The following is a 23,455-nucleotide window of genomic DNA, read 5'->3' as shown; positions in this document are numbered from 1 at the left end:
CCGGATGCTGCGCGGACGTGACCGGCAGCGCGTCGCCGTCGACGCGTTGCTCGCCCGTGCCCGAGCCGGTCACGGCGGGGCGCTGGTGCTGCGCGGCGGTGCCGGGTCGGGCAAGACCGCGATGCTCGCCGCCGCACGGGAGGCCGCCACCACGGCCGGCCGCGAAGTGCTGCTGTGCGTGGACGACGCGCACCTCCTGGAGGACACCGACTGGCTGGTGGAACTGGCCGCGAACGTCGCCGACGAGCCGGTGGCCCTGCTGATCGCCACGGAGGGTGGGCCGTACGGCCTGCCGTGGGTGCGGATGGACCCGCTCGACCACGCCGACAGCCTGCGCGTGCTGCGCGACCTCCGCCCCGGCCTGCCGCCAGGTCTGGCCGACGACGTCGCCGACGTGGCCCGCGGCAACCCGCTCGCGCTCACCGAACTGGCCCGCGCGCTGACCTCCGACCAGCTCGGCGGCACCGTGCCGCCGCCCGACGCGCTGCCCGAGGACAGCTCCCTGCGGGTCCGGTTCAGCGCCCGCTTCCACGCCCTGTCACCGCAGGCCCGGTGCGCGACGGCGTTGAGCGTGGTGGACGACGAGGTGGACGCGGACACCCTGGCCCGGATGCCGGACCTCGACCTGGCCGCGGTCGAGGAGGCGACCGCCCTGCTCGGCGGTGGGCCGCTGGTCCGGTCCGTGCTGCGCGCCGAGATCCCCCTGCCCCTGCGCTACGCCGCGCACGCCGCGTTGGCCGAAGCCCTGCCGCCCGGTCCGCGCCGCACCTGGCACGAGGCCGCCCGCGCACCCGGCGCGCGCGACGCGTTCGCCGAACGGCTGGTCGACTCCGCGAGCCGGGCCCGCCGCTGCGGCGACTACCGGGGCGCCGCCCGCGACCACGACCGCGCCGCCGCGTTGACCGCCGACCCGGACGCACGGGCACGCCACCTGATCGCCGCGGCCACCGACCACTGGGCGGCCGGCGCGCCACGGCGGGCCCGCGTCGCACTCCGCACCGCGGCCCGGCTCACCCACGACCACGAACTGCGGGCGCGGAGCGAACTGCTGCGCGGCGGCCTCGACCTGGGCAACGGCCTGCCGGACGTCGCGGTGCGCCGACTGCTGCGCGCGGCGGGCGAACTCGTCGGCACGCACCGCACGCTGGCCATCACCGCGCTCGGCTTCGCCGGCGAGGCGGCCAGCATCGCGGGCGACCACGTCCGGTACGCCGAGACCGCCGCGTTCGCCGCGAACCTGCGCCGACCCGACGAGCCCGACGAGACCCGGATCGTCCTGGACCACCTCGCGGGCATGGCCGCCACGTTCGCCGGACGGCACGAAGAGGCCGTGCCCGTGCTGCGTTCCGTGGTGGAGCTGGCCGAACGGGTGCCGCACCCGCAGGCCAAGATCTGGGGCGGCCAGGCCGCCTACATCCTCGGTGACGCGACCAGGGCGCACGAACTGGGCACCAGCGCGGTGACCGCGGCCCACGAGCACGGCCTGACCGCACTCGTGCCCTGGGCGCTGGTCTACCGGGCGTTGTCGGCGTTGCTGCTCGACCAGCACACGGTGGCGCTGTCGGCGGCGTTCGAGGGCGTGCACGCGGCCACCGCGATCGGCCAGCACAACGCCGTGGTCGACCACCTCACGATCCTCGCCCTGCTCGCCGCGCTGCGCGGTGACACCGAGACCGCCGTGCACCGCATCGAAGCCGCCGCCGAGCAGATCGCCGAACGCGGCCTCGGCCGCTCGGGCACGTTCGGCGCGTGGGCGTTCGCCTGCGTCGACCTCGTGCTGGACCGCCCGGCCGACGCGCTGGACCGGCTGCGGCTGATGGCCGCCGGTGCGGGCGGCGTGCACACCGGCATCAAGGTGATGGCCGCGCCGCACCTCGTGGAGGCCGCCGTCGGCTGCGGTCGGCCGGCCACCGCGGACCGGGCGTTGCGCCGGTACGAGAAGTGGGCGGGCACCACGGGCAGCGCGGCGCGGCTCGCGTTGTCGCACCGCTGCCGCGGCCTGATGGCCGACGGCCTGCGCGCCGAGGAGCACTTCCGCGAGGCGATCCGGCTGCACCGGGCCAGCGGCACCGCCATGGAGATGGCCAAGACCGAGCTGTTCTACGGCCACCGGCTGCGGCGCGACCGCAAACCGCGGGCCGCACGGGACCTCCTGCGCGAAGCGGTGAAGATCTTCCAGCGCTACGAGGCCGACCGCTGGGTCGCGCGGGCACGGGCCGAGCTGCGCGCGGCGGGTGAGGCCGTCGGGCCGTCGCAGGCCGACCGGATCGCCGACCGGGCGGCCAACCGCGCCGCGGGCCGGTCCGACGTGGACCCGACCGCCGCGCTGACCCCGCAGCAGGCGCAGATCGCCCGCCTGGTCGCCGAGGGCGCGACCAACCGGGAGATCGCCGCGCGGCTGTTCCTGAGCCACCGCACCGTCGAACACCACCTGCGCAACATCTTCGCCAGGCTCGAGGTGCGGTCCCGGGTCGAGCTCACCAGGGTGCTCGACTGATCCAGGAGGTTGTGTGAGTAGGGACTACCGGCACTGGCAGCGGATCCCGACCCGGTGGCACGACAACGACGTGTACGGGCACGTGAACAACGTCGTGCACTACGCCTTCATGGACACCGTGATCAACACGTGGCTGATCACCGAGGGCGGGCTGGACATCCACCGCGGGCAGGCCATCGGGCTGTGCGTGGAATCCCACTGCAACTACCGCGCGTCCATCGCGTTCCCCGAGGCCGTCGACGCCGGCCTGCGGATCGGGCACCTCGGCCGCTCCAGCGTCCGCTACGAGCTCGGTTTCTACCCCGAGGGACGGGACGACGTGGTCGCCGAAGGGCACTTCGTGCACGTGTTCACCGACCGCGGGACCCGCGAGCCGGTGCCGATCCCGGCCGGTCTGCGTGCCGCGATGGAAGGGCTGGTGGTCGCGTGAAGGGCGCCGTGTTGACGGAGGTCGGCGGTCCTCTCCAGGTGCTCGACCTGGAGCTGGACCCGCCGGGCGCGGGTGAGCTGCTGGTGCGGGTGCGCGCCACCGGGTTGTGCCACTCCGACCTGTCCGTGATCGACGGCTCCCGGATCCGGCCGCTGCCGATGCTGCTCGGCCACGAGGCCGCGGGCGAGGTGGTGGAGACCGGGCCGGGCGCGTCGGACTTCGCCGTGGGCGACCGGGTGGTGCTGTCGTTCGTGCCCGCGTGCGGGTCGTGCCGGCGGTGCGTGTCCGGGCGGCAGGCGCTGTGCGAGCCGGGTGCGGCGGCCAACCGCGAGGGCACGTTGCTCGGCGGCGCGCGGCGGCTCCGGCTGCCCGACGGCACGCGTCCGCACCACCACCTCGGCGTGTCCGGGTTCGCCGAGTACGCCGTGGTGTCGGAGAAATCGGCCACGCTGGTGCCCGCCGACCTGCCGTTCGAGATCGCGGCACTGTTCGGCTGCGCGGTGCTCACGGGTGCGGGCGCGGCGTTCTACAGCGCGGCCGTCACGCCGGGGGACCGGGTCGCGGTGTTCGGGCTCGGCGGTGTGGGGCTGGCCGCGTTGCTGGCGGCACGGGCGGCCGGCGCGTCGCAGATCGTCGCGGTGGACGTGGTGGCGCACAAGCGCGCGTTGGCGCGGAAGCTGGGCGCGACCGACGACGTGGCGGGTGGTCCGGATGCGGTGGCGGAGGTGCGCTCGTTGACGGGTGGCGGTGCGGACAAGGTCATCGACACGACCGGTGTCGCGGCCGTGCTGGAGCAGGCGTACCTGGCCACCGGCGCGGGCGGCACGACGGTGACCGTGGGCCTGCCGCACCCGGACCGCACGATCTCGTTGCCCGCGCTGAGCCTGGTCGCCGAAGAGCGCACCCTGAAGGGCAGCTACCTCGGCTCGTGCGTGCCTCGGCGGGACGTGCCACGGTTCGTCGGCCTGTACCGGGCCGGTCAGCTGCCCGTGCACGAACTGTTGTCGGGAAAGCTCACCTTGGAGGAGATCAACACCGGATTCACCCGTTTGGAGGCTGGAGAAGCCGTCCGGCAGGTTGTCGTTTTGTGATCACCAAGCCGGTACCGTTACCCGAATCGGGTGACGGCGTGGCAGAGGAGTGGTCGGTGGTGCGGAGACGGTCGATGCTCGCTGGTGTGGCTACGGCGGTGGGCGGCATGATCGCGGCGGGCGGTGGGTCGGCGAGCGCCTCGGGTCGGCTGGGCCTGTCCGACTACCGGCTGGTGAACCTGGCGCACGTCAACGACCCGGAGCGGACCAACGTCTACCCGGGCGACCCGGCGTTCACCCTGACCACGGTGACCACCGTGCCGGAGCACGGGTTCTACCTGCAGTACGTGCAGCAGGGCGAGCACACCGGCACGCACTGGGGCGCGCCCGCGCACTTCAACGACGACCAGCCGTACGCCGACGAACTCGACGCCGAGGACCTGTTCCTGGCCGCGGTGAAGATCGACGTGCGCGAGCAGGCCGCGCGGAACGCCGACTACGAGGTGAGCGTCGCCGACCTCCAGCGGTGGGAGAAGCAGTACGGCCGCATCCCGAACGAGGCCGCCGTGGTGCTGTGGACCGGGTGGCAGGACCGCTGGGGCACCCCGGCGTTCTTCAACTTCGACGCCGACGGCCAGATGCACCAGCCGGGGTTCTCGCTGGAAGCCGTGCAGTGGCTGGTGGACACCGGTCGCCTCGGCCGCCGGGGCGCGCTGGGCACGGACACGTTCAGCCCCGAGTCCGCCTCGGACGCCGAGTACCGGGTGTCCAAACTGCTCTACCGCGAACACCGGATCAGCCTGGAGATCCTGGCGAACCTGGACCGGTTGCCCCCGACCGGCGCGCACATCCTCGTCGGCGGCACGGTCAACCGGCGCGGCTCCGGCTCACCCGCCAGCGTCTACGCCTTCGTGCCGAAGCGCTGACCGCTCCGATGACCGCTTTGGTGGCGGGCAGGCCGGCGAGTTGTCCACAGGCTCGGGTCTGACGGCCGGAGATGTCGGTCCTGCCTGGCAGGATTGAATCAGGGGACCCCTCTGGCGGGGACGCCTGCGAAGCACTCCCCCCGACCTGTGCACTGCGCCCCTCAGGTCTGTCAGGGCGATTTTCGGCGTGGGTGGCCTTGTCGGCGTGCGCGGGCCAGGATCGGGTTGTGGCTTCCGCTCGCGTACCCGGCATGCACCCATGAGCGTCGATCGGGCCGTCCCGTTCGGCTACAAGTGCCTGTGGCTCGCCGTCGCCGCACCGGACGCGGCCACGGTGGCTGATGCCCTGGGGCTGATCCGGCGCAAGCGGGCGACGTGGTCGCACGGCGTCGACCTGGCCTACGGCGGGTCCGTGTTCGTCGCACCGCCGATCGGTCCGTGGGTGCTCGTGCCCGGCCGCGGGCTGCCCGAGGCCGCCGGGCCCGGGTTCCTGGACTGGGTGGCCGGGTTGAGCACGCGGCTCGGGCACGTCCAGTTCTTCCAGACCCACCGGGTCACCGGCACCTGCGCCTGGGTGCTGGCCTCCGGTGGCCGGGTGAGCCGGGCCTACCACTTCGATGGCGCCGGTGTGCCGCTCTTCGTCGGCGGGGTGACGCCGGACGAGACCGCGTTGGCCGTCGGCACCACGCCGGAATCGCCGGACGACGAGGCGTGGTGGGACACCGTTCCCGGTGAGGACGACGTCATGGCGTTGGCCGGCCGGTGGAGCGTGGACCCGACCTCGATCGAAGGCCTGGAGACCGACGGCGACGGGATCGCCGGACGGCTGCGCCACTAGGTGGCCGTGTCGTGGCGGGAGGTGTCGGAGCGGTTCGGGTGCACCCGACCCTTGGCGAGGAACTGCCGCGTGCACGTCGAGTGACTGCTGGTCGGGCGGCCGAAGGCCTACTGCGGCGATTTGTGGGTCGAACGACCGTCAGCGAGACGTCCCCGAGCGCCTAGCGTCAGTCGCGTCCTGTTCGAAACGACGCCTGAAGGGGAGGACAACAGGTGAAGGACATGATGCGCCGAGTGGGGGTGCTCGTCGCCGGGTTCTGTGCGGTGTTGGCGATGACGAGTCCGTCCGCGACCGCCGCGGAGTCGGAACCCGACGACATGGTCACGGTTGCCGGGTGGGGCAAGATCTACGAGTGGTCTCCTGGGCACGCGTCGGGCAAGCGGCTCGACTACGCGGTGAAGGCCCAGGCGGTGGACATCTGGAACGACAACAACAAGTCCAACCAGAGGTGGCAGACGTACAGCTACGGCAACAACTGGTACGCGTTCCGCAACATGTCGAACATGGAGTGCCTCCGGTACGAGGGGCGCGGCAAGCAGATGACCACCATCCCCTGCGACGACAGCAACAGCTACAAGTTCAAGGGCGTCAAGAGCGGCGGGTACTGGACGTTCCGCCCGATGAATGCGCAGAATCTGTGCATGGAGGTGCGGAGCCGCGGCACCTCGAACGGCTCGCACGTCACGGCGTGGAACTGCAACGGTGACAGCCACCAGCGCTGGAAGGCGACCGCGGTGTGACGTAGTGGAAGTCCCGGCCGGACCCGGCCGGGACTTCCATGCGGGATGCTTCTGCAGGCGCAGGTGTGCCGATCGCCTCACCGATGGCGTGCACCTGCTCGACCTTGGTCAGCACCTCCGGCCCGGTCAGCTCGTACTTCGCCCCGACGTGACCGTCCTCGGTCAACGCGCGCACCGCCACCGCCGCGATATCGGCTTCGTGGACCAACGTCGACGCCGACCGCCCGTACGCGCCGCGCACGACGTCACCGGACCGGATCTCCGCCGCCCAGTTCAGCGTGTTGGTCGCGAAACCGTGCGGCCGGAGGAACGTCCACTCCGCACCCGCCCGCACCACCGCCTCTTCGACCTCGGCGTGGAACTGCCCGATCGGGTGGGGCTGCTCCTCGACACCGTCGACGACCGAACCGGAGGACAGCACGACCACGCGGCGCGCGCCGATCACCTCCGCCACCGCCTCGGCCGCGCCCTCCGTGAACGACGGCCACACCAGGAACACGCTCCCGATCCCGTCCAACGCCGACTCCAACGCCGCCGGGTCGAACTGGTGCCCGCGCACGACCTCCACCTTGTCCGGCAGCCCCGCGTCCCTGACCCCGCTGGGAAGCCGGTTCACCGCCACGCTGAGCGGCGTGCTGGGCTGGATCGGCGAGCACGTCCCCGAGGTGCTGGACGCGCAGCGGCGGTACGACGAGTCGTAGCCACACCACGACCGCCCGGCGGCTCACGGGTGGATGACGAGGCCCCGGCCGCCGTCGCGCTTGGCCTCGTACATGGCCTTGTCGGCGCGTTTGAGCACGGACGCGGCGGTGGCATCCGGGTCGCGGTCCGCGCAGATCACCACGCCCACCGACGCGCTGATCTCGTCGCCCAACGCGTCGAGGACGCGGAACGCCACCTTCTCCGGCTCCTCCACGCCCTCCACCAGGACGCCGAACTCGTCACCGCCCAGCCGGGCCACCACGTCGGTGTCGCGGACGCACTGCCGCAGCCGTTGCGCCACCTGTTCGAGCATCGCGTCGCCGTGCGCGTGGCCGGAGACGTCGTTGACCGCCTTGAAGTCGTCCAGGTCCACGAACAGCAGCCCGAACGGCGTGCCGTCGCCGTGATAGCGGGTCATCGCCTCGTCCAGCCTGCTCTGGAACAGCGCCCGGTTCGCCAGGCCGGTCAGCGGGTCATGGTGCGCCTGGTGGGTCAGGGTGAACTCGGACTCCCGCAACAGCAGGACCAGCTTCGTGTTGTCCACCAGGGTCACCAGCTGCCGCAGGATGACGGCGACGAACACGGTGAACCCGCCCGCGATCTCCACCCCGTCCAACGGCCGCAGGTCGCCGATGAGCGTGCGGCGCACCACCAGCACGCTGCTGATCAGCAGCGGGACGTAGGGCATCAGCAGGTAGGCCCACTGCCACGAGCGGCGGTGGCGGCTGGAACCGGCGGGCGACGACGGCACGGGCGCCAGCGCGGCCAACGCGATCAGCGCGGGCCCGACCACGAACCCGGCGTTGGCCAGCGGCGGCACCTCGGGCGCCTGGACGCTGACCAGGTAGGCGAACGCGAAATCGGACGCGGCGAGCCCGACCAGCCCGAGCCCGAGCAGCCGGAGCGGGGTCCGCAGCACGACCTTCCGGTCCGCGCCCAACACCACCACGATCACCAGCAGCACGAGGTCCGTCAGCGGGTAGGCGATGGCCACCACGAACGCCGCCGCGCTCGGGTTGCCGACCGCCACCAGCCCGCGCAACGTCGTGGTCCAGGTGAGCACGAACAGCGAGCCGACCACGATCAGGCCGTCCAGCAGCAACACCAGCCGCGCGCTGCGGGACCGGCGGTCCAACAGCGCGTCGGGGGAGTCGGAACGGCGGAAGTTGCCGATCACCAGCAGCGCGGTGAACGCGAACGGCACGACGCTCAGGTACCCGGCGTCCGCGAGCGACGGTGACGGCACCGCACGGCGTTCGACCAACTGGTACCACGTCCACAGGGCCTGACCGGTGGACCAGCCCGCCATGCCCAGGCCCATCGCGAGCCGCCAGCGCCGGTCCGGCCCGGTCGCCCGGCGGGCCGTCCACCAGCAGCAGCCGGTCGCGAACAGGCCCGTGGCGAGCTGGGCGAGGTCGTCCAGCACCACCGCGCTCTCGCCCTTGACGATGTCGAAACTCGCGGCGACGGACGCGGCGGTGGCGAGCACCAGCACGACCGCGGCCGTGAGGGCGAACCGCCTCGTCCCGATCACCCGGTCAGTGTGCCGTATTCAGGTCCCGTCGGCCGGGTTGCCCTGGGAGGATCGCCGGGTGGCAGAGCAGGAGGTTCCCGTTGCCGCCGACGTGGTGACGGAGCAGGACTACGAGCGGTTCGCACGGCACCGGATCGCCGAGTTGGGCGGCAACGCGGAGGCGTTCGGCCTCTCGTACAACGTGCTGCTCCTGGCGTACATGATGATCACCGACTACGAGGCCCTGGTGCACCGCGAGCAGGGGTGGACCATGCCCGGGTTCCGGCTGATGTTCAAGCTGTGGATCCTGGGGCCGACGCAGCCCGCGAGGCTGGCCGACCTGTCCGGCACGACCAGGTCGGCGATGTCCAACCTGATCAACACGCTGGAGCGGGCCGGGTTGGTGGAGCGGACCAGGGACGGCCAGGACCGGCGGGTGGTGTTCGTGGCGCTGACCGACGAGGGGCGCGCGGCGGTGGCGCGGGTCTTCCCGCACCAGAACCGGCGCGAGGCGCGCTGGTTCGAGGTGTTGGACGAGGAAGAGTGCGCACAAATGGTGCAATTGATTCGACGAGTGGTTGCCGCCCGTCCGAAGTAGTGGCGCGGCCGGACGTCTCAATTTGAAATGTGGTCACGAGTCGACGAACAGTGTGCGGTCCACTATTCGGGAGTGATTCCACTCTAACGGACGAGCGGTGTGTCCACGGCGTTGCGCTAGGTTCCTGTAACCGCCGTCACACCGTGTCGCACCAGTTGGAGAAAGGTCCTCCATGTTGACCTCAGTGGCCGCGGCTGTATTGGCCATGTCCGCGATCGTCCCATCATCCGGTGAAATGCAGGCCGAAACCGCTCCGGATTTCGTCACCGTCGAAGTGAAGACCGTGAACGGGTCCGGTTGCCCGGCCGGCACGGCGGCGGTCGCCCCCTCGCCCGACCGCACCGCGTTCACCGTGACGTACAGCCAGTTCCTCGCCCAGGCCGGCCCGGACTCGGACCCGACCGACATCCGGAAGAACTGCCAGCTCGCGGTCGAGGTGAGCTACCCGCAGGGCTTCACGTTCGGCGTCGCCAAGGCCGACTACCGCGGCTTCGCGCACCTCCAGGCCGGCGCCGTCGGAATGGAGCAGGGCAACTACTACTTCCAGGGCACGTCGCCGACCGCGCGCAAGAGCCACACCTACAACGGGCCCTTCAGCGACAACTGGCAGGCTACCGACAGCTCCGAATTCGGCGCCATCGTGTACGCACCGTGCGGTGAGCGCCGGCTGTTCAACATCAACACCGAACTCCGAGTCAAAGCGGGCCCCTCGACCGGCACCAGTTTCATGGTGATGGATTCGACGGACAGCAACGTGAGCACCACGTACCACTTCTCGTGGAAGCGGTGCTAGCCCTGTTCGAATAGGGGTCGATCGATTCGACTTGCGTCAATTCGCCGCCGGTTACCGTGCTCGAGGACGAGTCGGAAGGTGCTCCATGTTCAGTTTCCTGGCGGCTGCCACCATGGCGGCGGCGGTGATCGTCATTCCTCCCGGCGGTGCGCCCAACACCACGCCACCGCCAAACCACATGACGATCGACGTGGTGACGGTCAACGGCTCCGGCTGCCCGGCCGGGACGGCCGCCGTCGCGGTGTCACCGGACCACAAGGCGTTCACCGTCACCTACAGCCAGTTCATGGCCCAGGTCGGCGTCGGCGCCCTGCCCACCGACTTCCGCAAGAACTGCCAGCTCAACCTGAGGATCAACATCCCGCAGGGGTTCACCTACGGGATCGCCCAGGCCGACTACCGCGGCTTCGCCCACCTCGAGCGGGGCGCGACCGGCATGGAGAGAGCGAACTACTACTTCCAGGGCATGTCGCCGACGTCGTACAGGAACCACAACTACGCCGGCCCGTTCAGCGACGACTGGCAGGCCACGGACACCACCGAACTCGCCGCGATCATCTTCCACCCGTGTGGTGAACAGCGGTTGCTCAACATCAACACCGAGCTGCGGGTGAGCGCCGGAACCTCGGACCCGACCAAGACCACCAGCTTCATGTCGATGGACTCCACCGACGGCAGCGTCGAGACGACCTACCAGTTCTCCTGGAAGACCTGCCCCGCGATCTGACGACGCGGGGTCCTGAAAGGCATCGCGGCGGGCGGACGACGTTGGCCGCCCGCCGCGACGGGTCACACGAGCGGCCGGTCGGTCGGCTCGATCGGCCGCGGCAGGACGTGCCTGCCGGTCAGGTGGGCGTCCACGCCGGCGGCGGCCGAGCGGCCCTCGGCGATGGCCCACACGATGAGCGACTGGCCGCGGCCCATGTCGCCGGCCACGAACACGCCGTCGACGGAGGTCGCGAAGGAGTCGTCACGGGCGACGTTGCCCCGCGCGTCGAGGTCGACACCCAGCTCGGTGAGCAGACCGGCCTTCTCCGGGCCGACGAAGCCCATCGCCAGCGTCACCAGCTGCGCCGGGATCTCCCGCTCGCTGCCCGGCACCGGCTCGAACCGCCCACCGGACGCCTCGACCTCGACCAGCTTCAACGCCCGGACCGCACCGTCGTCGTCACCGAGGAACTCCACGGTCGACACCGAGTACAGCCGCTCGCCGCCCTCCTCGTGCGCCGACGTGACCCGGTAGAGCATCGGGTAGGTCGGCCACGGGTGGACTTCGGCGCGCTTCTCCGGCGGCCGGGGCATGATCTCCAGCTGCGTCACCGAGAGCGCGCCCTGCCGGTGGGCGGTGCCCACGCAGTCCGCGCCGGTGTCGCCGCCGCCGATGACGACGACGTGCTTGCCCTCCGCCGTGATCGGCGGCGCGTCCAGGTCACCCCGCGCCACCCGGTTCGCCCACGGCAGGTACTCCATCGCCTGATGCACCCCGGACAGCGAGCGGCCGGGCACCGGCAGGTCGCGCCACGCCGTCGCGCCACCGGCCAGCACCACCGCGTCGTAGGACTCCCGCAGCTCGGCGACCGTGACGTCCACGCCGACGTTCACGCCAGTCCGGAACTCGGTGCCCTCGGCCCGCATCTGGTCCAGCCGGCGGTCCAGCCGCCACTTCTCCATCTTGAACTCGGGGATGCCGTACCGCAGCAGCCCACCGATGGCGTCCGCCCGTTCCAGCACCACGACGGAGTGTCCCGCGCGGGTCAGCTGCTGGGCGGCGGCCAGGCCCGCGGGCCCGGAACCGACCACGGCCACCGAACGACCGGTGCGCGTCACCGGCAGCTGCGGCGTGACCCAACCCTCGTCCCACGCCCGGTCGATGATGGAGATCTCGACCCGCTTGATCGTGACGGGATCGCCGTTGATCCCGACCACGCACGCGGCCTCGCACGGCGCGGGGCACAACGTCCCGGTGAACTCCGGGAAGTTGTTGGTGGCGTGCAGGCGTTCCGACGCGAGCCGCCAGTCCTCCTTCCACACCAGGTTGTTCCACTCGGGGATCAGGTTCCCCAGCGGACAGCCCTGGTGGCAGAACGGGATGCCGCAGTCCATGCAGCGACCGGCCTGCTTCTCCAGCTTGGGCCGCTCGAACTCCTCGTACACCTCGCGCCAGTCGCGCAGGCGCAGGAAAACGGGACGGCTGCGCGGGGTCTCACGCTCGGTGGTGAGGAACCCACGAGGGTCAGCCATGAGACGCCTCCATGATCGCTTCGTTGACGTCCCGGCCTTCCAGCTCGGCTCGGGCCTGTGCCGCCAGCACCCGCTTGTAGTCCTTCGGCATGACCTTCGTGAACCGGTCCACCGCGAGGTCCCAGTCGGCCAGCAGCGCGTGCGCCACCGCCGAGTCCGTCTCCAGGTAGTGCTTCTCCACCGCGCGCCGCAGGAACTCGCGGTCCGACTCGTCCAACGGGTCCAGGTCCACCATCTCCGGGTTGACCCGCTGCACGGCCGCGTCCAGCACGTACGCGATACCGCCGGACATGCCCGCGGCGAAGTTGCGCCCGGTCGCGCCGAGCACGACCACCCGCCCGCCGGTCATGTACTCGCAGCCGTGGTCGCCCACGCCCTCGACGACGGCCAGCGCGCCCGAGTTGCGCACGCAGAACCGCTCGCCGACCTTGCCGCGCAGGAAGATCTCGCCGCCGGTCGCGCCGTAGCCGATCACGTTGCCCGCGATGATGTGCTGCTCGGCGGCGAACTGCGCGTCGGGCACCGGCCGGATGACGATCCGCCCGCCGGACAGGCCCTTGGCGACGTAGTCGTTGCCGTCGCCGACGAGCCGCAACGTGATGCCGCGCGGCAGGAACGCGCCGAACGACTGCCCGGCGGTGCCGGTGAACGTGATGTCGATCGTGTCGTCCGGCAGCCCCTCACCGCCCCACCGCTTGGTCACCTCGGAGCCGAGCATGGTGCCGACGGTGCGGTTCACGTTGCGCACCGGCAGCTCCAGCCGCACCCGGTCACCGGCCGCGATCGCACCCTCCGCGAGCTGGATCAGCGTGTTGTCCAACGCCTTGTCCAGACCGTGGTCCTGGTCGGTGGTGCGGTGCCGCGCCGCGCCTTCCGGCAGCTCCGGCACGTGGAAGATCGGCGACAGGTCGAGCCCGGCAGCCTTCCAGTGGTCCACCGCGGCCCGCGTGTCCAACAGGTCCGCGTGCCCGACGGCCTCGGCCAGGGTCCGGAAACCCAGCTGCGCCAACAGCTCCCGGACCTCCTGCGCGATGAACTCGAAGAAGTTCACCACGTGCTCGGCCTTGCCCGCGAACTTCGCCCGCAGCACCGGGTTCTGCGTGGCCACGCCCACCGGGCACGTGTCCAGGTGGCAGACCCGCATCATGATGCAGCCCGACACGACCAGGGGAGCGGTGGCGAAACCGAACTCCTCCGCGCCGAGCAGCGCCGCGATCACCACGTCCCGCCCGGTCTTGAGCTGGCCGTCGGTCTGCACCACGATCCGGTCGCGCAACCGGTTGGCCAGCAACGTCTGCTGCGTCTCGGCCAGGCCCAACTCCCACGGGCCGCCCGCGTGCTTGATGGACGACAGGGGAGACGCGCCGGTGCCGCCGTCGTGGCCGGAGATCAGCACGACGTCCGCGTGCGCCTTGGACACGCCCGCCGCGACCGTGCCGACGCCGACCTCGGAGACGAGCTTCACGTGGATGCGCGCCGCCGGGTTGGCGTTCTTCAGGTCGTGGATGAGCTGCGCCAGGTCCTCGATCGAGTAGATGTCGTGGTGCGGCGGCGGCGAGATCAGGCCGACACCGGGCGTGGAGTGCCGGGTCTTGGCGATCCACGGGTACACCTTCGCGCCGGGCAGCTGACCGCCCTCGCCGGGCTTCGCGCCCTGCGCCATCTTGATCTGGATGTCGTCCGCGTTGACCAGGTACTCGCTCGTCACGCCGAACCGGCCGGACGCCACCTGCTTGATCGCCGAACGCCGCGAGTCGCCGTTGGCGTCGGGGGTGAACCGCTCGGCGTCCTCACCGCCCTCACCGGTGTTGGACTTCGCGCCCAACCGGTTCATCGCGATCGCCAGCACCTCGTGCATCTCCTGCGAGATGGAGCCGTAGGAGATGGCGCCGGTGGCGAACCGCTTCACGATCGACGAGACCGGCTCGACCTCGTCGATCGGCACCGGCTCCCGCACACCCTCCTTGAACGCGAACAGCCCGCGCAGCGTCAGCAGCCGCTTGGCCTGCTCGTCCACCGCCCGCGTGTACTCCTTGAAGATGTCGTAACGCCCGCTGCGGGTGGAGTGCTGGAGCTTGAACACCGTCTGCGGGTTGAACAGGTGCGCCTCGCCCTCGCGACGCCACTGGTAGTCGCCGCCGACCTCCAGCTCGCGGTGGTGCGCCCGGACGCCGTCGGCCGGGAACGCCATCCGGTGCCGCCGCGCCACTTCCTCGGCGATGACGTCGAACCCGACGCCGCCCAGCCGCGAGGTGGTGCCGGTGAAACAGGAGTCCACCACCTCGTCGCCGAGACCGATCGCCTCGAAGATCTGCGCGCCGGTGTAGGACGCGACGGTCGAGACGCCCATCTTGGACATCGTCTTGCGCACGCCCTTGCCCAGCGCCTTGATCAGGTTGCGGGTGGCGGTCCCCGGCTCGACGTCGGGCAGCTCCTCCACCGACGCCATCGCCAGGTACGGGTTCACCGCCTTCGCGCCGTAGCCGATGAGCAGCGCGATGTGGTGCACCTCGCGGGCGTCGCCCGCCTCCACGATCAGGTCCACCTGCGTGCGGGTCTTCTCCCGCACCAGGTGGTGGTGCACCGCACCGGTCAGCAGCAGCGACGGGATCGGCGCGTGGTTTTCGTCGACACCCCGGTCCGACAGCACGACGAGCCGCGCGCCGTCCCGGATCGCCTGCGACACCTCGGCGCGGATCTCGTCCAGCCGCCGCACCAACGCCTCGCCGCCGCCCGCCACGTCGTACAGACCGCGCACGGTGAAGGTGCGGAACTCCGGCAGCGTGCCGTCGTCGTCGACGTGCACGAGCTTGGCCAGCTCGTCGTTGTCCAGCACCGGGAACGGCAGCGAGATCCGCCGGCACGACGTCGCGTCCGCCGTCAGCAGGTTCGGCTCCGCCCCGAGCGTGGCGTGCAGCGAGGTCACCAGCTCCTCGCGGATCGCGTCCAACGGCGGGTTCGTCACCTGGGCGAACAATTGCGTGAAGTAGTCGAACAGCTGCCGCGGCCGGTCCGACAGCGGCGCGAACGGGGCGTCGTTGCCCATCGAGCCGATCGGTTCCGCGCCGGAACGGGCCATCGGGCCCAGCAGCAGCGCCAGTTCCTCTTCCGTGTAGCCGAACGCCTGCTGACGGCGCACCAGGGACGAGTGCGTCGGCACCTCGCGCTCCCGCGCGGGCAGGTCCGCCAGGTGCAGGATGCCGTCGGCGACCCACTCCTGGTACGGGTGCTCGGCGGCCAGCTGCCCCTTGATCTCCTCGTCGTCGATGATCCGCCCCTGGGCGGTGTCGACCAGGAACATCCGGCCCGGCTCCAACCGGCCCTTGCGCACGATCGTCGTCGGGTCGAACTCCAGCACACCGGCCTCGCTGCCGAGCACGACCAGGCCGTCCTCGGTGACCCAGTACCGGGCCGGGCGCAGGCCGTTGCGGTCCAGCACCGCGCCGATCAGCGTGCCGTCGGTGAACGCCACCAGCGCCGGGCCGTCCCACGGCTCCATGAGCGTGGAGTGGAACTCGTAGAACGCGCGCCGCTGCGCGTCCATCTCGGCGTGGTTCTCCCACGCCTCGGGGATCATCATCAGCACCGCGTGCGGCAGGCTGCGCCCGCCCAGGTGCAGCATCTCCAGCACCTCGTCGAACGTGGCCGAGTCGCTCGCGCCGCGGGTGATGACCGGGAAGACCCGGGACAGGTCACCGGGGACCAGGTCGGTGGCGAGCACCGATTCGCGCGCGTCCATCCAGTTCCGGTTGCCGCGCAACGTGTTGATCTCACCGTTGTGCGCCACGTACCGGTACGGGTGGGCCAGCGGCCACGACGGGAACGTGTTGGTGGAGAACCGGGAGTGCACCAGCCCGATGGAGCTCGTCACCCGCTCGTCGGTGAGGTCGGGGAAGAACTTCTCCACCTGGGGCTCGGTGAGCATGCCCTTGTAGACGATCGTCCGCGCGGACAGGCTCGGGAAGTACACGTCCGTCGCGTGCTCGACGCGCTTGCGGACCACGAACGCCAGTCGCTCCAGCGCCAGGCCGTCCGCGTCCGGTCCCTCCAGGCCGTCGGGACCGTCCGGGCCGGCGAGGAACAGTTGGCTGAACGCGGGCATGGTGGTCTTCGCCGTCGGACCGACGTGATCGGTGTCCACCGGCAGTTCGCGCCACCCGAGGACCGTCGCGCCCTCTTCCGCGGCGATGCGCTCGACCTCGGCCTTGACCTCGTCCTGGCCCTCCTGGGGGAGGAACGCGGTGCCGACCGCGTAGCCGCCGGGCTCGGGCAGCGGGAAGCCGACGACCTCGCGGTAGAACGCGTCGGGCACCTGGATCAGGATGCCCGCGCCGTCGCCGGTCTCCGGCTCGGCGCCGCGCGCGCCCCGGTGCTCGAGGTTGCGCAGCGCCACCAAGGCCTGGTTGACGATCGCGTGGTTTCTGCGACCGGCCAGGTCGGCGACGAACGCGACACCGCAGGCGTCGTGCTCGTACTGCGGGTCGTAAAGGCCTTGCGGCTTGTGGTGGGTCACAACGGGCCCTCCCGTGGCGTCGTCAGTTCGCCCTGTTTTCGGGCAAACGGATGCGACCGAAGGCCCGCGCGCGGCTTTACGCGGGACTGCTCGGCCTAGAGGTTCTGGCTGTGGATCCACGCCCGAGCGACCGTCGGCGTGGGGACCGCACTCCGTTGTGCGGGAGAACTGCACTTCCTTGTGCGCGCGCTCCGCGGCCGGATGGGGTCGCGAGGACACGCTGGGCGGTGCACCGGGATTGCCGGGGTCTTGTGACGATAGTGTGAATTCGCGGTTATGGCGCTAGTCCGACAGGGCGTCGTGGTGAATCCCACCCCTACTTGACGCCGTTCCTACCAACGGGGTACCGCCGGTCAGACCAGGAGTTCGTCGAGTTTTAACTTTTCAGTGGCCGGTGAAATCACACTCTGGTCCTTCTCGACTCCCGCGCGCAGCCCACCGCGACGACGAGGCACAGCGCCGCGACGACGCCCTGCCACCACGCGGCCTCGCTCACGGCGAGGATCACGTTGACGCCCGAGACCAGCGCGAACAGGGCGGCAAGGAGGGCCCAGAGCCGGCGTTCGGCCTTCTCGCCGCGAGGGATCAGCAGGAACGTGGGCGGGTGTGTCACGGCGGGCACCTCCAGTCCGGGCTTGCCGCGCTCAACGGCGACAAGTCGCCCGGGAGTACCCGCAGTTTGCGTACTTCACACCTTCAGGTGGCGACTTTTTTCGCCGGGGTTCCAGGGGTGTGTGCGCTGCGTGACCGGGTCACCCGACTGTTACTCCGAACAGGAGACCCACGTAGTAGGTGACGACCATCGTGAGCGACCCGACGACCACGTTCCGCCGCACCGCGCGGCCGGCCCGGCTCGACCCGAGCCGGGCGCTGATCACGCCGGTCAGCACCAACCCGACCAGCACCGCCGCCGCGCACGCCCACACCCGCCAGGCCGTCGGCGGCAGCACGATCGCGATCACCGGGATGAGCGCGCCGACCGCGAACGACACCAGCGACGCCCACGCGGCCTGCCACGGGCTGGTCAGGTTGTCCGGGTCGATCTGCAGCTCGGCTTCCGCGTGCGCCCGCAGGGCGTCCTGCTCGGTCAGCTCGCGCGCCACCTGCGCGGCCAGTTCCTCGGACAGGCCCTTCTCCCGGTAGATCTCGGCGAGCTCGCGTTCCTCCGCCTCGGGCATCTCGCGCAGCTCGCGCTCCTCGAGCCTGAGCGCGGCCCGTTCGGTGTCCCGCTGGGTGCTGACCGAGACGTACTCGCCGCCCGCCATCGACAAGGAGCCCGCGACCAGCCCGGCGATGCCCGCGGCGAGGATCGTGGTGCGGTCCGCCGTGGCGCCGGCGACGCCGACCACGAGCCCCGCCGTGGACACGATGCCGTCGTTCGCCCCGAGGACACCGGCGCGCAGCCAGTTGAGCCGGCCGGAGAGGTCGTCGCGGTGCGGTTCGCCGGGGTGCGTCATGACCGCGATCGAACCACCACTCGGCTAACGGGTGGAGTCCAGGCCGCGAACGGGTGAAGGGCTGGACACCGTGCGGATTCCCTTGCGGGGCCCGCATGTGATCCACTCCCGCCTGACGAATCGGGGGAGTGATGATCGGCAGACGCACGGTGTTGCTCGGGGTGGGTGCGGTGGTCGGACTCGGCGCGTCCACGCTGCCGCCGCCTGCCGTCCGGCGGCGGATCGAGCCGTGCGCCGAGTGGGGTGCCCGACCGCCCGCCGAGCAGCCGGTGACGTTGCGCCGCAAGCCGGAACGGATCCTGATCCACCACACCGCGACGGACAACGTGGCGGACGGGTCGCGGGGGCACGCGCACTGGCTGGCCCGGTTCTTCCAGGGGCTGCACACGGACGCCAACGACTGGGGCGACACCGGGCAGCACTTCACCATCACGCGGGGCGGCGTGCTGCTGGAGGGGCGGCACGGCAGCCTCGACGCGCTGCTCGCCGGTGACCGGATGGTCGAGGGCGCGCACGCGTTCGGCCAGAACCGGAACTCGATCGGGATCGAGAACGAGGGCACGTACGTCGACCAGACACCACCCGCCGTGCAGTGGGACGCGTTGGTGTGGCTGTGCGCGGTGATCTGCCGCCAGTACGACATCCCGCCCGCGGAGATCCACGGCCACCGCGACTTCTGGGACGGCACCGTGTGTCCGGGCGACGCTTTCTACGCGCTGCTGCCGAGACTGCGCGCTCAGGTGGCCCTGGCTTAGCTCACCGTGGCGGCTCACCGTGGCGTGACGGGGGCTAACCGGCTTCGACGATCCGCCACTGCGGGCCGCCGACCCAGGTCGCCTCCAGGCGGGACCGGTGGCCAGGACCGGTGAACTCGACCACGACGGCGTCCGCGGGCTGCTCCACGGTCGCCGCGAAGCCCTGGCGCGGGGTGGCCGAGATCGGCTCCATCTCGTTGGGCGAGAAGCGGATCGCGGCCACCCCGCCCCGGAGGCGGAAGCTGCGCAGGTACACCGGCTCGCCGTCCTGCTCGGTCCACGTGCCGTCCTCGGACGGCAGGGGCTGGGTGGTCGTGGCGGGGGCGGGGGCGACCGTGGTCGTGGTCGGGGCGGGTGGCGGGACCGCCGCCGTGGTCGTCGTGGTGGTGGTCGTGACGGTGGTCGTGGTGGTGGTGGTGGCTATCGCGGACAACTGCGTGGGTCCGGCGACCACGCGCGGGTGTTCGGGTACGCCCGCGTCCAACACGAACCGGATGCCCAGCCAGGACAGCGCCACCGCTACCGCGGTCGACGCCGACCACGCGGCGAGGTACTGCAGGCCCCTGGTCACCAGGTCATCCTGCCGGCGGCATCCGCACCGCGAACCCCTGACCGTGCGCGGAGTTCACCCGCAGCCGGTTCCCGGCTTGGCCGGCGTCGGCGAGCACGGTGTCCAGCAGGTTCGGGAAGCGGGCCTGGAAACCCCTCCCGAACGCAGCACTCACCCGAGAGTCGAACCTCCAGAGCGCGAGAGTCGAACGTTCAGGTACCCCGAGTTCGACACTCGGGTTCGCGGGGTGCCTGTCCTGAGCGTTGAATTCGGGGTACGCGAACGTTCGACTCTCGGGGCCTGGAGGTTCGACTTTCGCGGGGGTGAGGGGGCGGCTGGAGAAGTGGGTACGGTGCGCGCCATGGTGTCGGTGCTGCTCGTCGAGGACGACCCGGTCGTGCGGTCGGCGGTGAGCCGGGCGTTGACCGGGCTCGGGCACGCCGTGCTGCCTGTCGGTACGGCGCTGGAGGCACTGCGGGAGATCACGGGCGGTGCGTTCGACCTGGTTGTGCTCGATCTCGGGTTGCCCGACATGGACGGCGCGGACGCGTTGCGCATGATGCGCGGCGTGTGCGACGTGCCGGTCATAGTCGCCACCGCCCGTGACGACGAGAACGAGATCGTCCGCCTCCTCAACGCCGGCGCCGACGACTACCTGGTGAAGCCGTTCTCCAGCGAACACCTTGCGGCGAGGTTGTCCGCCGTCCTGCGCCGGGCGCGCAAGGACGCACCACCCGCGCCGTTCCAAGTCGGCAGCCTCACCGTCGACCCCGACCGCCGCGAGGCCCGCCTCGACGGCCGCGAGCTCAACCTGACCCGCAAGGAGTTCGACCTCCTCGCCTACCTCGCCGCCCGCGAGGGCAAGGTGGTGCCGCGCGCCGAACTCCTGGCGAACCTGTGGAACCTGCCCGGCAGGCACGACGACCAGACGCTGGACGTCCACCTGTCCTGGCTGCGCCGCAAGCTCGGTGAACGCGCCGCCCAACCCCGCTACCTGCACACCGTGCGCGGAGTCGGGTTCAAGCTGACGGCGGCCGAGTGAGGAAGTCGCTCGCCCTCGTCTCGCTGGCCGTCACCTCGATGGTGGCGCTGGCGTTCCTGATCCCGCTGGCCCTGGTGGTGCGCCAACTCGCCGAGGACCGGGCGCTGGCCGACGCCGAACGCCTGGCCGGCGCGCTCACCCCCGTCCTGGTGATCACCGCCGACCCGGCGTCCGTCGGCCAGGCCCTGACCAGCACCGCCGGCCGGGTCGCGGTGCACCTGGCGACCGGCGAGGTCGTCGGCGTGCCGGTGGCCACGGACGACCAGCTCAGGACGGCCCGCGAGGAGGGGCGTGCGTTCACCGCCGCCACCCCCGCCGGTCTCGTGCACCTCCAGCCCGTGCTGCTGGACGAGGGCCGGGTCGCCGTGGTGGAGGCGTTCGTGCCGGAGTCCGAGCTGTCCCGGGGCGTCACCCAGGCGTGGCTCGCGCTCAGCGGCGTCGCCGTCACCCTCGTGCTGGGCTCCGTGCTGGTCGCCGACCGACTGGGCGCACGGGTCGTCAAAGCCGCCGCCGCGCTCGCCGACGGCGCCCGCAAAATGGGCCAGGGTGATCTCACCACCCGCGTCACGCCCAGTGGACCGCCGGAATTGCTCGACGCGGGCGGCGCGTTCAACCGGATGGCTGATCGGATAGGCCAACTAGTCGCCAACGAGCGCGAAATCCTGGCCGATCTTTCCCACCGGCTGCGCACGCCGCTCACCGCGTTGCGCCTGGATTCGGAAACCCTCGGCCAAGATCCCAACGCCAACCGCGTCCGACAGGCCGTGCACGCGCTGGAACGCGAGGTCAACGAACTCATCCGGGCCGCCCGCCGCGAGCTGGACGACCCCGACGGCGGCCGGTGCGACGCCGCCCAGGTCGTGCACGACCGCCTGGTGTTCTGGTCCGCCCTGGCCGACGACCAGCAGCGGCTGTGGAACCTGCGCGGCACCGAACGCCGCGCCCTCGTGCCGCTGACCCGCAGCGACCTCGCGGCGGCGATGGACGCCGTGCTCGGCAACGTCTTCCGCCACACGCCCGAGGGCGTCGGGTTCGTCGTGGCGCTGTTCCACCAGCCCGACCGGGTGGTGATCGTCGTCGAGGACGCCGGGCCCGGCATCGACGACCTGGAGACGGCGTTGCGGCGGGGGAGCAGCGGCGCGGGCTCGACCGGCCTCGGGCTCGACATCGCCCGCCGGGCGGCGGAGGCCACCGGCGGCTCGCTGGTGGTCGACCGGGGACCGCTGGGCGGCACGCGGGTCCAGCTGCGGCTGGGACGCGCGGAGGAGCCAGTCTGACCGCCGATTCCTTTTCGGCACCTGATGCAAGGTTTAAATGTTCCTTAAATAAGTAGTTGTTGACAATTCTGCATTCCCGGATAAAGTCACTCCCGGAATTGAGGTCGACCGCAGCGCTCCTCGCCTTGTCCGGTCGCCCGGTTCCCTCTTCGGTGCGGCGACCGCAGCGCGCTTACCCTGCGAAGAAGCGCACACGCGGTCGCCGCGCCCGAAATGCCGTCGAATGCAGATTGAGGTTTTTCGCGTGTCGCCCAAGAACTGTGTGCTGCCCGTCGTCGCCATCCTCGCCGGGTTGGCTCTGTCCGGGTGCGAGTACCCGGACGGGATGGCCCTGGTCGCGGCGAGCGCCACCACCACGGTCCGCACCACGTCGGATCCCGCCGCCGCGCCGACCACCGTGACCACGTCGGACACCACGACGTCGTCGCAGAACTCGCCGAGCCCCACGACCACCACCGAGCCGCCGCCGGTCACCACGACGACCACGACCACGACCACCAAGCCGCCGGTCAAGCCTCCCGTGCAGCGGCCCACGCCGCCGGCGTCGCCCGCGCCGCCCGCGCCTGCCGCGCCTGCCGCGCCTGCCGCACCTGCTGTGCCGGCGAAGACCGAGGTCGAACTGGCCGAGGCCAAGGTGGTCGAGCTGACCAACGCCGAACGCGCCGCGAACGGTTGCCCCGCGCTGGTCGCGGACGCCCGGCTCGCCGCCGCCGCCCGCGCGCACAGCGCGGACATGGCCGCGCAGAACTACTTCGACCACGTCTCCAAGGACGGCCGCACGTTCGTGGACCGGGTCAAGGCCGCCGGCTACCCCGCTCCCGGCGCGGAGAACATCGCCGCCGGTCAGCGCACCGCCGAGGCCGTCGTGAAGGGCTGGATGGACTCGCCCGGCCACCGGGCCAACATCCTCAACTGCAAGCTCAAGGCGCTGGGCGCGGGCATGGCCCGAGGCGGCTCCTACGGCATCTACTGGACTCAGAACTTCGGCTGGTGACCGTCGCGGTCGTTACCGCCGGCGGGCAGTTCGTCGAGGATGAGCACGGTGTGGCTGGACGTCACGTCCGGCATCGTCTGCAGCCGGGACAGCACCAGGTCGCGCAGGCTGTGCGCGTCCGGCGCCCGGACCAGCAGCACGAGGTCGTAGTCGCCGGACACCAGCGCGCCGTGCCACACCTCGGGGATCTCCAGCACCCGCTGCCGCACGGCCTTCCACGAGTGCTGGCTGATCTTGAGGTAGACGTAGGCGGAGATGCCGAAGCCGTAGCGCTCCGGGTCGACCACCGCCGTGTACCCGGTGACGACGCCGTCACGGTGCAGCCGCTCCACCCGCGAGTACGCGCTGGCGCGCGAGATGTGCAGCTTCTCGGCGAGCGCGCGCATGGACATCCGGCCGTCCGCGCGCAGCGCCTCCACGATGCGCCGGTCGAGCGCGTCGAGCGGTGCCGAATGTCCAGCCCTCACCGTCATGTGGCCGACCATAACCCGCCTGCGCGGCCATTCGTCCGGACTGCGAGCCCGGATCTGGAACATTGGCCGGTGTGAGCTGGACCAT

General features: G+C 71.2%; 23 protein-coding genes. 14 read left to right on the top strand and 9 right to left on the bottom strand.

Annotated elements, in window-relative coordinates; genetic code table 11:
* Positions 1-4: 4 nt before the first annotated feature.
* The 6 genes from FM051_RS37720 to FM051_RS37695 all read left to right on the top strand — a co-directional run bounded on the left by FM051_RS37720 (position 5) and on the right by FM051_RS37695 (position 6,462).
* A complete protein-coding gene (locus tag FM051_RS37720; RefSeq protein ID WP_158851864.1) occupies positions 5-2,497 on the top strand; it encodes a helix-turn-helix domain-containing protein in 2,493 nt (830 codons plus the stop codon).
* Positions 2,498-2,510: 13 nt separating this feature from the next.
* On the top strand, positions 2,511-2,927 hold the full coding sequence (locus FM051_RS37715; RefSeq protein WP_158851862.1) for an acyl-CoA thioesterase: 417 nt from the start codon (positions 2,511-2,513) through the stop codon (positions 2,925-2,927).
* Positions 2,924-4,018 (top strand): alcohol dehydrogenase catalytic domain-containing protein, encoded by a 1,095-nt coding sequence (locus FM051_RS37710; protein WP_158851860.1) that lies wholly within the window; start codon positions 2,924-2,926, stop codon positions 4,016-4,018. The genes FM051_RS37715 and FM051_RS37710 overlap by 4 nt, the downstream gene beginning before the upstream one ends.
* A gap of 74 nt (positions 4,019-4,092) precedes the next feature.
* Positions 4,093-4,884 (top strand): cyclase family protein, encoded by a 792-nt coding sequence (locus FM051_RS37705; protein ID WP_158851858.1) that lies wholly within the window; start codon positions 4,093-4,095, stop codon positions 4,882-4,884.
* Between the two features lie 259 nt (positions 4,885-5,143).
* Positions 5,144-5,722, top strand: a complete 579-nt coding sequence (locus tag FM051_RS37700; RefSeq protein WP_158851856.1) for a hypothetical protein — start codon at positions 5,144-5,146, stop codon at positions 5,720-5,722.
* A gap of 221 nt (positions 5,723-5,943) precedes the next feature.
* Positions 5,944-6,462, top strand: coding sequence for an RICIN domain-containing protein (locus FM051_RS37695; RefSeq protein ID WP_158851854.1), 519 nt, complete (start codon positions 5,944-5,946; stop codon positions 6,460-6,462).
* Here FM051_RS37695 and FM051_RS37690 read toward each other — a convergent pair.
* Positions 6,404-7,021, bottom strand: coding sequence for an SDR family oxidoreductase (locus FM051_RS37690; protein ID WP_238412935.1), 618 nt, complete (start codon positions 7,019-7,021; stop codon positions 6,404-6,406). The genes FM051_RS37695 and FM051_RS37690 overlap by 59 nt on opposite strands.
* Positions 7,022-7,031: 10 nt before the next feature.
* Here FM051_RS37690 and FM051_RS53390 point away from each other — a divergent pair, with 10 nt between their 5' ends.
* Entirely contained in the window at positions 7,032-7,163 is a 132-nt protein-coding gene (locus tag FM051_RS53390) for a hypothetical protein (RefSeq protein WP_274383854.1), read from the top strand.
* A 23-nt stretch (positions 7,164-7,186) separates the two neighbouring features.
* On the opposite strand, the gene FM051_RS37685 is transcribed toward FM051_RS53390, so the two are convergent.
* Positions 7,187-8,698 (bottom strand): GGDEF domain-containing protein, encoded by a 1,512-nt coding sequence (locus tag FM051_RS37685; protein ID WP_158851852.1) that lies wholly within the window; start codon positions 8,696-8,698, stop codon positions 7,187-7,189.
* Positions 8,699-8,756: 58 nt separating this feature from the next.
* On the opposite strand from FM051_RS37685, the gene FM051_RS37680 reads away from it, so the two are divergent.
* The 3 genes from FM051_RS37680 to FM051_RS37670 all read left to right on the top strand — a co-directional run bounded on the left by FM051_RS37680 (position 8,757) and on the right by FM051_RS37670 (position 10,795).
* A complete protein-coding gene (locus FM051_RS37680) occupies positions 8,757-9,275 on the top strand; it encodes a MarR family winged helix-turn-helix transcriptional regulator (RefSeq protein ID WP_158851844.1) in 519 nt (172 codons plus the stop codon).
* A gap of 235 nt (positions 9,276-9,510) precedes the next feature.
* On the top strand, positions 9,511-10,068 hold the full coding sequence (locus FM051_RS37675; RefSeq protein WP_420803650.1) for a DUF4360 domain-containing protein: 558 nt from the start codon (positions 9,511-9,513) through the stop codon (positions 10,066-10,068).
* Positions 10,069-10,153: 85 nt separating this feature from the next.
* On the top strand, positions 10,154-10,795 hold the full coding sequence (locus FM051_RS37670) for a DUF4360 domain-containing protein (protein ID WP_162470775.1): 642 nt from the start codon (positions 10,154-10,156) through the stop codon (positions 10,793-10,795).
* A gap of 62 nt (positions 10,796-10,857) precedes the next feature.
* On the opposite strand, the gene FM051_RS37665 is transcribed toward FM051_RS37670, so the two are convergent.
* The 4 genes from FM051_RS37665 to FM051_RS37650 all read right to left on the bottom strand — a co-directional run bounded on the left by FM051_RS37665 (position 10,858) and on the right by FM051_RS37650 (position 18,279).
* Positions 10,858-12,309, bottom strand: a complete 1,452-nt coding sequence (locus FM051_RS37665) for a glutamate synthase subunit beta (RefSeq protein ID WP_158851840.1) — start codon at positions 12,307-12,309, stop codon at positions 10,858-10,860.
* The gene (gltB, locus tag FM051_RS37660; protein WP_158851838.1) at positions 12,302-16,822 is read right to left on the bottom strand and encodes a glutamate synthase large subunit; all 4,521 of its coding nucleotides are present in this window, start codon (positions 16,820-16,822) and stop codon (positions 12,302-12,304) included. Before gltB ends, FM051_RS37665 begins: the two co-directional genes overlap by 8 nt.
* A 400-nt stretch (positions 16,823-17,222) precedes the next feature.
* Positions 17,223-17,435: a hypothetical protein gene (locus FM051_RS37655; protein WP_158851836.1), complete on the bottom strand. Its 213-nt coding sequence runs from the start codon at positions 17,433-17,435 to the stop codon at positions 17,223-17,225.
* A 139-nt stretch (positions 17,436-17,574) separates the two neighbouring features.
* Complete coding sequence (locus FM051_RS37650) at positions 17,575-18,279, bottom strand: VIT1/CCC1 transporter family protein (protein ID WP_158851834.1); 705 nt, start codon at positions 18,277-18,279, stop codon at positions 17,575-17,577.
* A gap of 131 nt (positions 18,280-18,410) precedes the next feature.
* Here FM051_RS37650 and FM051_RS37645 point away from each other — a divergent pair, with 131 nt between their 5' ends.
* On the top strand, positions 18,411-19,034 hold the full coding sequence (locus FM051_RS37645; protein WP_158851832.1) for a peptidoglycan recognition protein family protein: 624 nt from the start codon (positions 18,411-18,413) through the stop codon (positions 19,032-19,034).
* Between the two features lie 34 nt (positions 19,035-19,068).
* Here the strand turns inward: FM051_RS37645 and FM051_RS37640 are convergent, their stop codons facing one another.
* Positions 19,069-19,605, bottom strand: a complete 537-nt coding sequence (locus tag FM051_RS37640; protein WP_158851830.1) for a hypothetical protein — start codon at positions 19,603-19,605, stop codon at positions 19,069-19,071.
* Positions 19,606-19,609: 4 nt separating this feature from the next.
* Positions 19,610-19,759 (bottom strand): hypothetical protein, encoded by a 150-nt coding sequence (locus tag FM051_RS37635; RefSeq protein ID WP_158851828.1) that lies wholly within the window; start codon positions 19,757-19,759, stop codon positions 19,610-19,612.
* Between the two features lie 186 nt (positions 19,760-19,945).
* On the opposite strand from FM051_RS37635, the gene FM051_RS37630 reads away from it, so the two are divergent.
* The 3 genes from FM051_RS37630 (at position 19,946) to FM051_RS37620 (ending at position 22,897) form a co-directional block, all read left to right on the top strand.
* Positions 19,946-20,626 carry a response regulator transcription factor gene (locus FM051_RS37630; protein ID WP_158851826.1) on the top strand — a complete coding sequence of 227 codons (681 nt, stop codon included), beginning with the start codon at positions 19,946-19,948 and terminating at the stop codon, positions 20,624-20,626.
* Complete coding sequence (locus FM051_RS37625) at positions 20,623-21,903, top strand: HAMP domain-containing sensor histidine kinase (RefSeq protein ID WP_158851824.1); 1,281 nt, start codon at positions 20,623-20,625, stop codon at positions 21,901-21,903. Before FM051_RS37630 ends, FM051_RS37625 begins: the two co-directional genes overlap by 4 nt.
* Positions 21,904-22,147: 244 nt before the next feature.
* On the top strand, positions 22,148-22,897 hold the full coding sequence (locus FM051_RS37620; protein WP_238412934.1) for a CAP domain-containing protein: 750 nt from the start codon (positions 22,148-22,150) through the stop codon (positions 22,895-22,897).
* Here FM051_RS37620 and FM051_RS37615 read toward each other — a convergent pair.
* Positions 22,879-23,370, bottom strand: a complete 492-nt coding sequence (locus FM051_RS37615) for an Lrp/AsnC family transcriptional regulator (RefSeq protein WP_158851820.1) — start codon at positions 23,368-23,370, stop codon at positions 22,879-22,881. The genes FM051_RS37620 and FM051_RS37615 overlap by 19 nt on opposite strands.
* Positions 23,371-23,455: the final 85 nt, after the last annotated feature.

The organism is Saccharothrix deserti, from assembly GCF_009769385.1.
GTDB classification, from domain to species: domain Bacteria; phylum Actinomycetota; class Actinomycetes; order Mycobacteriales; family Pseudonocardiaceae; genus Actinosynnema; species Actinosynnema deserti.
The sequence above is the reverse complement of the archived record's forward strand: the minus strand, read 5'-3'. Positions and strand labels throughout refer to the sequence as shown.

Coding starts and splice junctions, on each gene's coding strand:
- FM051_RS37720 (WP_158851864.1), top strand. CDS start 5: ATGCTGCGCGGACGTGACCGGCAGCGCGTCGCCGTCGACGCGTTGCTC.
- FM051_RS37705 (WP_158851858.1), top strand. CDS start 4,093: ATGCTCGCTGGTGTGGCTACGGCGGTGGGCGGCATGATCGCGGCGGGC.
- FM051_RS37700 (WP_158851856.1), top strand. CDS start 5,144: ATGAGCGTCGATCGGGCCGTCCCGTTCGGCTACAAGTGCCTGTGGCTC.
- FM051_RS37695 (WP_158851854.1), top strand. CDS start 5,944: ATGATGCGCCGAGTGGGGGTGCTCGTCGCCGGGTTCTGTGCGGTGTTG.
- FM051_RS37675 (WP_420803650.1), top strand. CDS start 9,511: ATGCAGGCCGAAACCGCTCCGGATTTCGTCACCGTCGAAGTGAAGACC.
- FM051_RS37670 (WP_162470775.1), top strand. CDS start 10,154: ATGTTCAGTTTCCTGGCGGCTGCCACCATGGCGGCGGCGGTGATCGTC.
- FM051_RS37665 (WP_158851840.1), bottom strand. CDS start 12,309: ATGGCTGACCCTCGTGGGTTCCTCACCACCGAGCGTGAGACCCCGCGC.
- FM051_RS37650 (WP_158851834.1), bottom strand. CDS start 18,279: ATGACGCACCCCGGCGAACCGCACCGCGACGACCTCTCCGGCCGGCTC.
- FM051_RS37645 (WP_158851832.1), top strand. CDS start 18,411: ATGATCGGCAGACGCACGGTGTTGCTCGGGGTGGGTGCGGTGGTCGGA.
- FM051_RS37630 (WP_158851826.1), top strand. CDS start 19,946: ATGGTGTCGGTGCTGCTCGTCGAGGACGACCCGGTCGTGCGGTCGGCG.
- FM051_RS37615 (WP_158851820.1), bottom strand. CDS start 23,370: ATGACGGTGAGGGCTGGACATTCGGCACCGCTCGACGCGCTCGACCGG.